14 protein-coding genes are annotated in these 12,695 nt (G+C 65.8%); 9 read left to right on the top strand and 5 right to left on the bottom strand.

From position 1 onward, the window contains the following. Positions 1-16 precede the first annotated feature (16 nt). The 4 genes from AC1RRP_RS16765 to AC1RRP_RS16780 all read left to right on the top strand — a co-directional run bounded on the left by AC1RRP_RS16765 (position 17) and on the right by AC1RRP_RS16780 (position 3,466). A complete protein-coding gene (locus AC1RRP_RS16765) occupies positions 17-796 on the top strand; it encodes an IclR family transcriptional regulator (protein ID WP_493038169.1) in 780 nt (259 codons plus the stop codon). 2 nt (positions 797-798) lie between these two features. Next, positions 799-1,821, top strand: a complete 1,023-nt coding sequence (locus AC1RRP_RS16770) for a DUF3108 domain-containing protein (protein WP_493038171.1) — start codon at positions 799-801, stop codon at positions 1,819-1,821. A 64-nt stretch (positions 1,822-1,885) separates the two neighbouring features. Beyond that, on the top strand, positions 1,886-2,176 hold the full coding sequence (locus tag AC1RRP_RS16775; RefSeq protein ID WP_493038173.1) for a BTH_I0359 family protein: 291 nt from the start codon (positions 1,886-1,888) through the stop codon (positions 2,174-2,176). A gap of 135 nt (positions 2,177-2,311) precedes the next feature. After that, positions 2,312-3,466, top strand: a complete 1,155-nt coding sequence (locus AC1RRP_RS16780; RefSeq protein WP_493038175.1) for an ABC transporter substrate-binding protein — start codon at positions 2,312-2,314, stop codon at positions 3,464-3,466. Here the strand turns inward: AC1RRP_RS16780 and AC1RRP_RS16785 are convergent. Beyond that, complete coding sequence (locus AC1RRP_RS16785) at positions 3,463-4,512, bottom strand: AbrB family transcriptional regulator (protein ID WP_493038177.1); 1,050 nt, start codon at positions 4,510-4,512, stop codon at positions 3,463-3,465. The genes AC1RRP_RS16780 and AC1RRP_RS16785 overlap by 4 nt on opposite strands. Positions 4,513-4,560: 48 nt before the next feature. Here AC1RRP_RS16785 and cutA point away from each other — a divergent pair, with 48 nt between their 5' ends. Both cutA and purU read left to right on the top strand, forming a co-directional pair. After that, positions 4,561-4,887 carry a divalent-cation tolerance protein CutA gene (gene cutA / locus AC1RRP_RS16790; RefSeq protein ID WP_493038179.1) on the top strand — a complete coding sequence of 109 codons (327 nt, stop codon included), beginning with the start codon at positions 4,561-4,563 and terminating at the stop codon, positions 4,885-4,887. A gap of 104 nt (positions 4,888-4,991) precedes the next feature. After that, the gene (purU, locus tag AC1RRP_RS16795) at positions 4,992-5,840 is read left to right on the top strand and encodes a formyltetrahydrofolate deformylase (RefSeq protein WP_493038181.1); all 849 of its coding nucleotides are present in this window, start codon (positions 4,992-4,994) and stop codon (positions 5,838-5,840) included. 535 nt (positions 5,841-6,375) lie between these two features. Here purU and AC1RRP_RS16800 read toward each other — a convergent pair. The 4 genes from AC1RRP_RS16800 to asd all read right to left on the bottom strand — a co-directional run bounded on the left by AC1RRP_RS16800 (position 6,376) and on the right by asd (position 9,980). Next, positions 6,376-7,017 carry a hypothetical protein gene (locus tag AC1RRP_RS16800; protein ID WP_493038183.1) on the bottom strand — a complete coding sequence of 214 codons (642 nt, stop codon included), beginning with the start codon at positions 7,015-7,017 and terminating at the stop codon, positions 6,376-6,378. Between the two features lie 3 nt (positions 7,018-7,020). Next, complete coding sequence (locus AC1RRP_RS16805) at positions 7,021-7,683, bottom strand: hypothetical protein (protein ID WP_493038185.1); 663 nt, start codon at positions 7,681-7,683, stop codon at positions 7,021-7,023. Between the two features lie 277 nt (positions 7,684-7,960). Continuing rightward, positions 7,961-9,115 (bottom strand): aminotransferase class V-fold PLP-dependent enzyme, encoded by a 1,155-nt coding sequence (locus AC1RRP_RS16810; RefSeq protein WP_493038187.1) that lies wholly within the window; start codon positions 9,113-9,115, stop codon positions 7,961-7,963. Positions 9,116-9,131: 16 nt separating this feature from the next. Continuing rightward, the gene (asd, locus tag AC1RRP_RS16815) at positions 9,132-9,980 is read right to left on the bottom strand and encodes an archaetidylserine decarboxylase (RefSeq protein WP_493038189.1); all 849 of its coding nucleotides are present in this window, start codon (positions 9,978-9,980) and stop codon (positions 9,132-9,134) included. A 65-nt stretch (positions 9,981-10,045) separates the two neighbouring features. Here asd and AC1RRP_RS16820 point away from each other — a divergent pair, with 65 nt between their 5' ends. From AC1RRP_RS16820 to AC1RRP_RS16830, 3 genes are read left to right on the top strand one after another with little or no spacing between them, the layout of a single operon-like run. Further along, positions 10,046-11,548: an FAD-linked oxidase C-terminal domain-containing protein gene (locus tag AC1RRP_RS16820; RefSeq protein WP_493038190.1), complete on the top strand. Its 1,503-nt coding sequence runs from the start codon at positions 10,046-10,048 to the stop codon at positions 11,546-11,548. Between the two features lie 13 nt (positions 11,549-11,561). Beyond that, entirely contained in the window at positions 11,562-11,915 is a 354-nt protein-coding gene (locus tag AC1RRP_RS16825; protein WP_493038192.1) for a CidA/LrgA family protein, read from the top strand. 4 nt (positions 11,916-11,919) lie between these two features. Further along, positions 11,920-12,645, top strand: coding sequence for an LrgB family protein (locus AC1RRP_RS16830; protein ID WP_493038194.1), 726 nt, complete (start codon positions 11,920-11,922; stop codon positions 12,643-12,645). Positions 12,646-12,695: the final 50 nt, after the last annotated feature.

Consider the following 12,695-nt stretch of genomic DNA (forward strand, 5'->3'; position numbering starts at 1 on the left):
CCCCTCCAATTACATCATGGACAAGGCGCGCGCAGGCATCCAGTCGGTCGAGGTAGGCTTTGCCCTGGTCGACGCGCTGGCGCGTGCGCCAGGCCCGCTGATGCTGCGCGACCTGGCCGCCGCCGCCGGCATGAGCGCGGCCAAGGCGCACCGTTACCTGGTGAGCTTCCAGCGCCTGGGCCTGGTCAGCCAGGACGCGGCCAGCGCGCGCTACGACCTGGGCCCGGCCGCATTGCGCATGGGCCTGGCCGCCATCACGCGGCTGGACGCCGTGAAGCTGGCACGTGAACGGATGCCCGCGTTGATGCAGCACATCGGCCACACGCTGGCGCTCGCCGTCTGGGGCAACCATGGCCCGACCATCGTGCACTGGGAAGAATCACCGCAATCCGTCACGGTGAACCTGCGCCTGGGCGATGTGATGCCCCTTCTGTCCTCGGCCACCGGGCGCTGTTTTGCAGCCCACGTCTCGCGCGAAGCCATCGCACCGCTGCTGCGCGCCGAGCTGGCACGCAGCCGGCAGCTGGGCCGCACCGACCTGCCACGCAACCAGGCCGAGCTCGGCGCCGTGCTCAGGGACGTGCGCACGCATGGCATGGCCCGCGTGGTGGACACGCTGCTGCCGGGCATCGCGGGCTTTTGCGCACCGGTGTTCGACTTCGACGGCCACATGGTGCTGGGCATCGTGGCCATGGGCTCGGTGGCCACGGTCGACACGGCCTGGAACGGCGCGGTCGCCACGGCCCTGGGCCAGGCTGCGCACCAGCTCTCACACGAGCTGGGCCATACCCGCTGAGCATGGCGAGCGCCGACGACACCGCGGCCCGTCGACGCCGGCTGCTGCTGCCGGGCCTGCTGGCACTGCTCCTCCACCTGCTGGTGCTGCTGCTCGTGAACCCACGACCCGCGCCTGTGGCACCGACGACCATCCTGCGCCCGATCATCTACACCGCCCCACCCGAGCCGGTCGCGGCCACGCCGGCGGCCCCGGCGCGGCGGCCCCGGACCACAGCCCCCCGCCGGCCGCGCCCCGTGGCCTTGCCGGAACAAGCGGCGACTGCGCCGGATGCACCTGAAGCGCTGCCGCCCCCTGCCGGGCCATCGCCCGCGCAAGAGGCCGCAGCCCCCGCGCCCCTGGCTGCCGCGTCTGCACCGCAAACGCCGCCTCCCGCGCCAGTGCAGGCCTTCATCCCGGGCTCGCTGCGCCTGAAGTACACACTCCGCGGCGAGCTCAGCAACCTGTCCTACCAGGCCAGCGGGGAACTGCTGTGGGCGCATGACGGCCAGAACTACGAGGCGCGCATGGAAGTGGGCGCCTTCCTGCTGGGCTCGCGGGTGCAGCACAGCCGGGGCCGCATCATCCCCGGCGGCCTGCAGCCGCTGCGCTTCGTCGACCGGGTGCGCCAGGACCGCGTGGCGGAGTTCGACCACGCGCAAGGCCAGATCCGCTTCAGCGAGGGCGCGCCGGCCGTGGCCCTGCCGCAAGACGCCCAGGACCAGCTCAGCGTCTTCGTCCAACTGGGCAGCCTGATCAGCACGACACCACTGCGCTACCCGCGCGGCACGACCATCACGCTGCCGGCCGTGGGGGTCTACGGCCCGGAAAGCTGGAGTGTCGTGGTCGAGGACGAGGAAACGCTCAGCCTGCCCGGCGGCGAAATGCGCGCCCTCAAGCTCTCGCGGGCGCCGGCGCGCGCCGACGAACCGCGTGCCGAGATCTGGCTGGCGCCGGCGCTGGGCTGGCTGCCGGTGCGCATCCGCCTGTCGCAGGACAACGGCGACTTCATCGACCAGCAGTGGCGCAGCAGCGAGGCGCCCTGAGCCCTTGAAATCGGTCCCGGCAGCGCCAAGTACCCGGCAGGCACCTTTGGCCTGCTGAGACACCATGCACACACTTTACGACTCCGACGACTACATCGTGACCCACATGCTGGCCACGGTGGAGCCGACGCCAACGACACCCGAGGGCGCAGCCCCCGCGCCAGCCCTGCTGCGCCACGGCTTCGAGATCGTGGACAAGCGTGCGGGCAAGGAGCTCTACCTGGACGGTTCCTGGGCCGAGTTGTTTCAGCAGCGCCTGACCGAATGGCAGCGCACGGCCCCCACCCAGGAAGAGGTGGAAGACACACTGGCCCAGTACGCCGAGCTGGCCACCATCCCCTTGCACCTGCACTGAGCGGCCGGCCCGGTGTGACTTAGTCCACCGCTGCGGCATAAAACCTCGCCGCAACCGCCGGCCCGTGACATAGCGCACAGACAGAATCCGGTTTTCCCCATTAACCTCGGGTTTTGCACCTCTCAAGGTTTGCCCATGACGCCCCCAACGGTTTCCCCCCTGCGCCACTGGATGTCCTGGCCCCTGCTGATGCTGGCCGCCGCCGGCACGGTGCTGGCCCAGGGTGTCACCCCGAAACAGATCCTGATCGGCCAGAGCATCACCCAGCAAGGCGGCAAGAACGAGTACGGCATGGCGGTGATGGACGGCATCCACAGCTACCTGCAGGACGTCAATGCCAAGGGCGGGGTCAACGGCCGCCAGATCGTGCTCACGACCCTGGACGACGACAACAAGGCCAGCCAGGCCGAGGCCAATGCCCGCAAGCTGATCGAGGAAGACAAGGTCTTCATCCTGTTCGGCCCCATCGAAGGCGGCCCCTCGAACGCGGTGATGACGGTGGCCAACGAACTGAAAGTGCCCCTGTTCGGCCCCATGGCAGGCTCGCCCACCCTGCGCCGGCCGCACCAGCCGCTGGTGTTTCCGGTGCGCGCCGAACACCGCGACGAGTTCCGCGTGCTGCTGGAGTACATCCGCGCCACCGGCGGCAAGCGTGTGGCCTTCTTCCGCGCGGATTCCGAAGTCGGCCTGCAGCACCTGGAGAATTTCAAACGCCTGTGCCAGGAACTGGGCCTGGAGCTCGCGCTGGACCTGCCCTTCAAGTCCGATGTCACTGACGCGCAGCTCGCGACCCTGGCCGGCCGCATCGCGGCGGCCAATCTTCAGGGCGTCGTCAACCACGGCAGCGCTGGTCTCTACGAGAAACTGATCCGCCAGACACGCGCCAAGGGCAGCGCCACGCCCTTCATGGCCGTCAACTCCGGCTCCACCCAGATGGCCCGCCATCTGGGCGAGCTGGCGCACGGCATGCTGTTCGCGCAGGTGCTGCCCAGCCCCTGGGAGCGCAAGACCGACCTCACCCGCGAATACCAGGATGCCTTCAAGCGCCACAAACCCGGCGTGGACTTTTCCTACGGCAGCCTGGAGGGTTATATGACGGCCAAGGCCTTGGTAGCCGCCCTGCGCGGGGCCGGCCCGCAGCCCACACGCGAAAGTTTCATCCAGGGCATCTACAAGGCCGGCTCCTTCGACCTCAACGGCCTGCGTAACAGCTACCAGCCCGGCGACCACACGGGTCTCAAGCTGGTGGACCTGGTCATGTACACCCGCGACAACCGCTTCCGGCACTAGGCGCGGCGGCGCAGGCTGCGGCGGTACAGCGGCTCGATCAGCAGCAGGACCGCGATCAGGCGGCAGACCTGGAAGGCCGTGACCACCGGTGCGCCGAGCTGCAGCACCTTGGCCGTGATGGACATCTCCGCAATGCCGCCGGGGGCCGTGGCCAGCACCATGGTGGCCGGGTGCAGGCCCGTCAGCCAGGCCATTGCGGCCGCCAGCCCGGCGCACAGCACCAGCAGCCCCAGCGTGCCCGCGGCCACGGACGCCAGCCAGCGCGGCGCCGTGTGCACAAAGGCCGGCGTGAAGCGCACCCCCAGGCTGACCCCGATGACCAGCTGCGCCACGTTGCTCAGCCAGCTGGGCAAGGCCGAAAGCTGGACGTCGAACATGGTCAGGCCCATGGCGGTCAGCAAGGCCCCCAGGAACCACGGGTTGGCGCGGTCCAGCCGCTCCAGGACCCAGGCCCCGGCGCCGGCCAGCGCGAAGAGCAGCAGCAGGCCGCCCCAGTCCACCACCCTGGGACTCGCCGCCAGGTCCAGCCCCTGCATGCCGCTGAACTGCATGGCGAAGGGAATCGCCAGCGTCACGATCAGCAAGCGCAGGCTGTGGGCCGCCGCCACCAGCTCGGTGCGCCCCTGGGCGCGCTCGGCCAGCAGCGTCATCTCGGGCGCGCCGCCGATGGCGCCGGCAAACCAGGTGGTGGCCCGGTTCAGGCCCGGCAAACGATGCGCGTTCATGTGCTGCAGCCACAGGCCGAACAGCCAGCCCAGCACGAGCGCCCACACAATGCCCAGCGCAATCGCCCACCACAGGCTGGCCACCAGGGCCGTGACCTGGGGCGTGAAATACAGGCCCAGTGCGATGCCGATGGTGCACTGCCCGGCATTGCGCAGCGGCGCCCAGCTTTCGGTGCGCGCGCGCAGCATCGAGGCCGTGGCCGTGGCCAGCAGCGGGCCGATCATCCAGGGCAAGGGGATCTTGAGCCAGACGCAGAACAGGGCGGCGAGCAAGGCCAGCAACAGCGTGGCCGCAATACGTGCGGGGGAAATGGAGCGCATACGGACAAAGGGGATCGGCGTAGTATCGCCGCAAGCCAAGGAGCCCCCATGCGTACCGAAGCATCCTCACACTGCGTGGTGCAGACCGCGCTGTCCAGCGAAGCCCAGGCGGCCGAGCTGGCCCGCGCCATCGTGCAGGCCCGCCTGGGCGCCTGCGTGCAGGTGCAGGCCATCCGCAGTTTCTACGTCTGGCAGGAACGCGCGCACGACGAGGCCGAGTGGCTGCTGAGCGTCAAGACCCGCAGCGCGCTTTACCCCGCGCTGGAAGCCTGGATCCGGGAGCGCCATCCCTACGAGACGCCCGAGATCATCCAGCTGCCCATCACCGCGGGCAGCGCCGCTTACCTGGCCTGGGTGGACCAGCACACCGGCTGAGACCCCGGGGCCCGGGGCCGGTCCGGAAAATTGAGACAATTGATCCCTGCGCCCGTCAAAAGCGGGCCGCAGGTATCAATCCACACACCTGCCACCAGGGTTTTATGAGCCAGACCTACATCCTCACCTTCTCCTGCCCGGACCGCCTGGGCCTCGTCCACGCCGTCTCCGGTTTCCTGCTCGAGCGCGGCGGCAACATCGAAGAAGCCGCCCAGTACAACGACCCCGCCACCGGCCTGTTCTTCATGCGTGTGCAGTTCTCCTGCGGCCAGGTGAGCTACGAGGACCTGCAGGTCCAGCTCAAGCTCTTCGCCGAGCCCTTCAGCATGCAGTGGAGCCTGCACGCGGCGGCCACGGCCATGCGCGCCGTCATCTTCGTCAGCAAGGAAGGCCATTGCCTGAACGACCTGCTGTTCCGCTGGAAGATCGGTCTGCTGCCCATCGACATCCGCGCCATCGTCTCCAACCACCGCGAGTTCTACCAGCTGGCCGCCAGCTACAACGTGCCCTTCCACCACATCCCGGTGACGGCCGCCACCAAGGCGCAGGCCGAGGCCAAGCAGTTCGAGGTGGTGCAGGCCGAGGGCGCCGAGCTGGTGGTGCTGGCGCGCTACATGCAGGTGCTGAGCGACGACCTGTGCCGCAAGCTCTCGGGCAAGGCCATCAACATCCACCACAGCTTCCTGCCCAGCTTCAAGGGCGCCAAGCCCTATTACCAGGCGCACGACCGCGGCGTGAAACTCATTGGCGCCACCGCCCACTACGTGACAGCCGACCTCGACGAAGGCCCCATCATCGAACAGGACGTGGCCCGCGTGGACCACAGCAAGACGGTGGAAGACCTGACCGCCATCGGCCGCGACACCGAGAGCCAGGTGCTGGCCCGCGCCGTGAAGTGGCACAGCGAACACCGCGTGCTGCTCAACGGGCACAAGACGGTGATCTTCAAGTAAGCCAGCCTGACCTCACAAGCAAAAGCCACGAGTCGTGAGACTCGGGGCTTTTATTTTTGGGGCATTGAATCTTGACCGCAGATATACTTCATCATCTCGAGCGCTGCATAGACCGCTGCCATGCCTCTCGACGAGGCATCCTCGCTGTCTCACTCTCACTAGCATCACCACATAAACAGTCCGCACGGCTGTTTGGCATTGGATGTTTATCGACTCTAGCGCTCAGTTGTTAGATAGCATCACGTTCATGGGAAGATGGCCCGACTGCGCTGCGCACGAACCGCGTCGACCTGCGCCGCCTCGTCAAAAGTCATCAGAGCCAAATGTAGCGGTAACGCTAACGCATCAGGATCAATAGCCCGTCGCAGCGCGTCAGATTGATCGTCACTTATGCAAAGAATCATCAAGTCAATATCCGTCGCGTGCGGCTCATCACGGTCGACCGAACCAAAAAGATGCCACTCAGTTCCAACAGCCTTCGGCCCGAGTGAGACTGCAAGCTCGCGGAGGCTAGCGACTACGCTCTGACGAGTCACTAAGCTAACCACCCCATAAGCCCCTTGAATGTCAACGCCTGCGCCCCCATCGTTTTAGCGGCCGCTTCAGCCTGATCAGTAATTGAGCCGTGGCTCGATGACTTGACGACTACATCAAAATGACCAAATAGACTCTTGGCATTACGTACATCCTCGGCGCTCATGTTGTAGGAATCGATAACCGCGACAGTGAGGCTTTCGCCAACTTTGCGATCAACTTTAAAAACCTTGTCGTAGACATACGAAACACTAGACACGTTGGTGTGCTGCTTCATCGCCTTGATGAAAAAGCCCATATCTTTATCCCGAAATGAACCCACATTCCCTGTGGCCACAGCCCTCGACACATCACCCAGCGTTCCAAACGCAGCGGAGGCTGCATGAATTCGGTCAATAGCGACCCCACTCCACAATGTCTTAGAAGGAACGTTAACCACAAACTGCGGCTTAGTCGCACCAGCAAAAAGAGGCTCAACATCCGCCTGGCCAATCACACCCTTTACCCCCAGAACAGCAACGGGGAAATTGGGGGCATCCTTAGAGCCAACAATCAGGAAGCCCTCGGGCGTGCGTCCAACGATCTCAAGCCTCTCGTTTTCCTTCAGTTTTTCGGCCACCCAATTCGTCACGCCATCATTCATTTTTCAGCACTCCAAAATCTTGGCTAGCTCATTAGGAAAACGAGAGGCATCCTCTTTAATATTTTCGATATGAAAGGCTTCCAAGTCATCAATGTGTTGCCGAAACTTTTCCAGTGTCGCCTTCTCATCATTACCCAGCAGATGACGATTGGCATCGAGGATCGCGAGTATTCGCCTGCTATTGGGAAGAATGCGCGTCAGCATTTTTCGCTTCCACTGCTCAGCGGCTCCACTCTCCGGATTGCGAGCAGCTTCGACATGCGGGCCGTATTGGTTGAAGATCGCATGATTCTCTGCCAGGAGAGGTCTCACAGCGCACCGAGCAGCAACGCGGTCATCGAATTTCACAGCACCAAAGAGCCCTTGCAATCTATTCGCGTGCTCACGCTTCCATCCCAGAATCACCTTGTCCGAAAAGGCGCCCGGAGCCTTGTCTACCAGCGTATGGCAGTTCGCGCAGAGCAAGACAAGATTCTCAAAAGCCCCGCGCTCGTCCTTGCTGAGATCTGGGTTACCTCGAGGTCCACCATCATTTGCCGCAAACACATGAGCCATCTCAGCGATGTGGATGGCCTCGCCCGCCGCGTCAACAAACAGATGGTTGGCACATCCTGGGTTTTGACAGTATCCAGCCGATGCAGCGAAGAGTCGGCGTTGCGTATGCATATCAGGCGATGCAGCGCCTCTAGAGCAAGCCATCGGGGTATCCCTGTTGTTCGTGCTTGAGCAATCTTACTGTCCCAAGGTCAGCTTGTGCAACGATCGATGCTTAAGGGGGAAATAGCTCAAGCTAGCCCAGTGATCACGGCCATGGTCTTTCGGAGCAACACTTAAACTCCTGTTTCTAATTGACACCCGTTCGCGAGTCCTTCTGCGCATTCCCAATACAAATAAAAAGCCCCGGGCCTTACGACCCGGGGCTTTTTGACTGAAGCGGAAAACGTCAGGCCGCGGCCGTCGCCTTTTCCTTGAACCCCAGCTTGTCCAGCGCGCCGGCGAGTTGCGCCACGCTGCGGTCCGGGTTGTGCAGCTTGTCCAGGCCAAAGAGGCCGACGCGGAAGGTGCTGAAGTCGGCCGGCTCGTCGCACTGCAGGGGCACGCCACCGGCCGTCTGCAGGCCCAGGGCCAGGAATTTCTTGCCATTCTGGATTTCGGCGTCGGTGGTGTAGCTCACGACCACACCCGGGGCCTTGAAGCCTTCGGCGGCCACGCTGACGAAACCGCGGGTTTCGAGCAGGGCACGCACCTTGTTGCCCAGATTGATCTGTTCCTGCTTGACCTTCTCGAAACCGTAGGCCTTGGTCTCACGCATCACCTCGTCCAGGCGCCCCAGGGCGTCGGTGGGCATGGTGGTGTGGTACATGTGGCCGCCGTTTTCATAGGCTTCCATGATCTGCAGCCACTTCTTGAGGTCGGCCGCGAAGCTGGTGCTGGTGGTGCCGTCGATGGCCGCACGGGCGCGCTCGCTGAGCATGACCATGGCGCAGGCGGGCGAGCCGCTCCAGCCCTTTTGCGGGGCGCTGACCAGGATGTCCACGCCGGTGGCCTGCATGTCGACCCACATGCAGCCGGAGGCGATGCAGTCCAGCACAAAGAGGCCGCCCACTTCATGGACGGCGTCGGTGACCTTGCGCAGGTAGTCGTCAGGCAGCATCATGCCGGCGGCGGTTTCCACGTGCGGGGCGAACACCACGTCGGGCTTCTGGGCCTTGATGGTGGCGACCACTTCCTCGACCGGGCAGGGAATCCAGGCGGCCTGGGAACCGGTGCCCACGCGGCGGGCCTTGAGCACGGTGGAACTGGCCGGGATGCCGCCCATGTCGAAGATCTGGGTCCAGCGGTAGCTGAACCAGCCGTTGCGGATGACCAGGGCCTTCTTGCCGGTGGCGAACTGGCGCGCCACGGCTTCCATGCCGAAGGTACCGCTGCCGGGCACCAGCACGGAAGACTTGGCTTTGTAGACTTCCTTGAGGATGCCGGAGATGTCCTTCATCACGCCCTGGAAGCGCTTGGACATGTGGTTGAGGGCACGGTCGGTGTAGACCACCGAGAACTCGAGCAGTCCATCGGGATCCACGTTGGGCAGAAGACCTGGCATATATAACTCCGTTGTTTCAGGACACTGAATTGGCCATTTTCTCACCAAGCCGGATCGGGCGGGCGGGCGCCCAGTCCGGGTTGAATTGCGTGGGGCCTTCCGGCCAGAGCATCACGACGGTGGAGCCCAGCAAGAAACGGCCCATCTCGGCCCCCTTGGCCAGGGCAATCCCCTGACCGTCATAGTGCCATTCGGTCACCCGGGGCCGGCGCGGCGGGTTGACCTGGCCATGCCAGACCGTGGCCATGCTGCCCACGATGGTGGCGCCCACCAGCACCAGGGCCAGGGGGCCGTGGGCCGTGTCGAAGATGCAGACCACCCGCTCGTTGCGGGCGAACAGGCCCGGCACACCGCGCGCCGTGGTCGGGTTGACCGAGAACAGCTCGCCCGGCACGTAGACCATGCGCGTGAGCGTGCCCTCGCAGGGCATGTGGATGCGGTGATAGTCGCGCGGGCTCAGGTACAGGGTGGCGAAGTGGCCGTTCTCGAACCGGGCCGCCAGTGCCGCGTCGCCGCCCACCAGGGCCTGCGTGCTGTAGCGGTGGCCCTTGGCCTGAAAGATCTGGTCGCGCTCGATGGCGCCGAACTGGCTGATGGCGCCGTCCACGGGGCAGACCCAGTCGGCCGCCGCCAGCGGGCGGGCGCCGTCTTTCAGGGCGCGCGTGAAGAAGGCGTTGAACGTGGGGTAGCTGGCCGGATCGGGGTTGGCGGCCTCGGCCATGTTCACGTCGTAGCGGCGGATGAAGCGGCGGATGATGGCCGTGGTCACGCCCCCCATGGCGGAGCCGGCGACCAGGCCCGCAAACGAGGTGATGGCTTTTTTGGGCAGCAGGTACTGCGGCAGCACGGCAAGACGATCGGACACGGTACTGCCTTGGACAGATGGTTGAAAGGTCCAAATTATAGGGAGCGGGGTCTAGAATGACCGGCATGAACGCTCCCGCCTCCCCCCCGCAGATCGACGCCCTGCAGCGTGCCCAGCGCCAGTCGCAGGTCGTGCAGGCCCTGGGCTCTGTGCTGCCGGCCCACGCCCTGCTCTGGCAAGCCGAGGACACCACCCCTTACGAATGCGACGGCCTCACGGCCTACCGCCAGCGCCCCCTGGTCGTGGCCCTGCCCGAGACCGAGGCCCAGGTGCAGGGTGTGCTCAAGGCCTGCCACGCCCTGGGCGTGCCCGTGGTGGCGCGCGGCGCCGGCACCGGCCTCTCGGGTGGCGCCATGCCCAACGCCATGGGCGTGACGCTCTCGCTGGCCAAGTTCAACCAGATCCTGAAGATCGACCCGGTGAGCCGCACGGCCGTGGTCCAGGCCGGCGTGCGCAACCTGGCCATCAGCGAGGCCGCCGCGCCCTACAAGCTCTATTACGCGCCCGATCCGTCCAGCCAGATCGCCTGCACCATCGGCGGCAACGTGGCCGAGAACTCGGGTGGCGTGCACTGCCTCAAATACGGGCTGACGGTGCACAACGTGCTGAAAGTGCGTGGCTACACGGTGGCAGGCGAGCCGGTCGAGTTCGGCTCGGAGGCGCTGGACGTGCCGGGTTATGACCTGCTGAGCGTCTTCATCGGCTCCGAGGGCATGTTGGCCGTGACGGTGGAGGTGACCGTCAAGCTGGTGCCCAAGCCGCAGCTGGCGCGCTGCATCATGGCCAGCTTCGACGACGTGCGCAAGGCCGGCGACGCGGTGGCGGCGGTGATTGCCGCCGGCATCATCCCGGCCGGGCTGGAGATGATGGACCAGCCCATGACGGCCGCGGTGGAAGATTTCGTGCACGCGGGTTATGACCTGAACGCCGCCGCCATCCTGCTGTGCGAGAGCGACGGCACGCCCGAAGAGGTGGAGGAAGAGATCGGCCGCATGAGCGAAGTGCTGCGCCGCGCGGGCGCCACGGCGATTGCGGTCAGCCGCGACGAGGCCGAACGCCTGCGCTACTGGAGCGGGCGCAAGAACGCCTTCCCGGCCAGCGGCCGCCTGGCACCGGACTATATGTGCATGGACTCGACCATCCCGCGCAAGCGCCTGGCCGACATCCTGCTGGCCATCCAGGAGATGGAAAAGAAGTACGCCCTGCGCTGCCTCAACGTCTTCCACGCCGGCGACGGCAACCTGCACCCGCTGATCCTCTTCGATGCCAATGACCCGGACCAGCTGCACCGCTGCGAACTCTTCGGCGCCGACATCCTGGAGACCAGCGTGGCCATGGGCGGCACGGTGACCGGCGAGCACGGCGTGGGCGTGGAAAAGCTCAACTCCATGTGCGTGCAGTTCAGCCGCGAGGAGAACGAGCAGATGCTGAGCCTGAAGCGCGCCTTCGATCCGGGCAGCCTGCTCAACCCCGGCAAGGTCATCCCCACGCACAACCGCTGCGCCGAATACGGCAAGATGCTGGTGCGCGGCGGCAAGATCAGCCACCCGGACCTGCCGCGCTTCTAAGCCCGACCGCTCGATGAACGCCCTGCGCGGATTCGCCTGGCTGCTGGTGCTGCAATCCGCGGGGGAACTGCTCGCGCACGCGCTGCGCCTGCCCTTTCCCGGCCCGGTCGTGGGCCTGGTGCTGCTGCTCGCCGCCCTGTACTTCGAAGCCGTGCGCACCCCGGTGGCGGCCTGTGCCGACTTCCTGCTGGCCCATCTCTCGCTGCTCTTCGTGCCGGTGGGTGTGGGCGTGATGACCCACCTGGGCCTGATCGGCGAATACGGCGGGCGCATGCTCGCCGTCATCGTGCTGTCCACCTGGATCGGCCTGGCCGTCACGGCGCTGGCGCTGCGCGCGCTGATGAAACAGCAGGCGCAGCAGAAGTAGGCCCATGCAGAACTTCGTCCAGCTCTGGGTCTACCTTTCCAGCACGCCGCTGTTCGGCCTGACGGCCACCATCGCGGTCTACGTGCTGGCGCATGCCTTCTACACCGCACGCCAGCAGGCACCCTGGGCCAACCCGGTGCTGTGGACGGTGCTGGTGATCGCCGGTGTCCTGCTGCTCACCGGCATCCCCTACCCCACCTACTTCTCGGGCGCGCAGTTCATCCACTTCCTGCTGGGCCCCGCCGTGGTCGCGCTGGCCTGGCCGCTGTGGCAGCGCCGCGTGGAGTTGCGCGCGCGCTGGGCGCCGCTGCTGCTGGCGGCCCTCATCGGCGGTGCGGCTGCGGCCGGCTCGGCCTGGGTGCTGGGCCTGGCCTTCGGCCTGCCCACCGACGTGGTGCTGTCCATGACGACCAAATCGGTCACGGCGCCCGTGGCCATGGGCGTGGCCGAAAAGATCGGCGGCATCCCTGCGCTGGCGGCGGTGTTTGCCGTGCTGACCGGCATCATCGGCGCCCTGAGCGGCAAGTACCTGTTCGATCTGCTGCGCATCTCCACCACCCAGCCCGGCTGGATGGCACGCGGTTTTGCACTCGGCACCACCTCGCACGGCCTGGGCGCGGCGCGCGCGCTGCAGGTCAACGCCGACGCCGGCGCCTACGCAGGCCTGGCCATGGGCCTGCAGGTGGTGCTGGCCTCGCTGCTGATCCCGCTGGTGTTCCGCTGGTTGTAAGCCAGGCCGGGGACGCGCTGGTGCAAAATTTGGCCGATTCTTTTTCTCAA

This window comes from Hylemonella sp. GW821-FHT12C09 (assembly GCF_058807395.1).

Coding starts and splice junctions, on each gene's coding strand:
- AC1RRP_RS16825 (WP_493038192.1), top strand. CDS start 11,562: ATGAACGCCCTGCGCGGATTCGCCTGGCTGCTGGTGCTGCAATCCGCG.
- AC1RRP_RS16785 (WP_493038177.1), bottom strand. CDS start 4,512: ATGCGCTCCATTTCCCCCGCACGTATTGCGGCCACGCTGTTGCTGGCC.
- AC1RRP_RS16780 (WP_493038175.1), top strand. CDS start 2,312: ATGACGCCCCCAACGGTTTCCCCCCTGCGCCACTGGATGTCCTGGCCC.
- AC1RRP_RS16830 (WP_493038194.1), top strand. CDS start 11,920: ATGCAGAACTTCGTCCAGCTCTGGGTCTACCTTTCCAGCACGCCGCTG.
- AC1RRP_RS16800 (WP_493038183.1), bottom strand. CDS start 7,017: ATGAATGATGGCGTGACGAATTGGGTGGCCGAAAAACTGAAGGAAAAC.
- AC1RRP_RS16765 (WP_493038169.1), top strand. CDS start 17: ATGGACAAGGCGCGCGCAGGCATCCAGTCGGTCGAGGTAGGCTTTGCC.
- AC1RRP_RS16820 (WP_493038190.1), top strand. CDS start 10,046: ATGAACGCTCCCGCCTCCCCCCCGCAGATCGACGCCCTGCAGCGTGCC.
- AC1RRP_RS16810 (WP_493038187.1), bottom strand. CDS start 9,115: ATGCCAGGTCTTCTGCCCAACGTGGATCCCGATGGACTGCTCGAGTTC.
- purU (WP_493038181.1), top strand. CDS start 4,992: ATGAGCCAGACCTACATCCTCACCTTCTCCTGCCCGGACCGCCTGGGC.
- cutA (WP_493038179.1), top strand. CDS start 4,561: ATGCGTACCGAAGCATCCTCACACTGCGTGGTGCAGACCGCGCTGTCC.
- AC1RRP_RS16770 (WP_493038171.1), top strand. CDS start 799: ATGGCGAGCGCCGACGACACCGCGGCCCGTCGACGCCGGCTGCTGCTG.
- AC1RRP_RS16805 (WP_493038185.1), bottom strand. CDS start 7,683: ATGCATACGCAACGCCGACTCTTCGCTGCATCGGCTGGATACTGTCAA.
- AC1RRP_RS16775 (WP_493038173.1), top strand. CDS start 1,886: ATGCACACACTTTACGACTCCGACGACTACATCGTGACCCACATGCTG.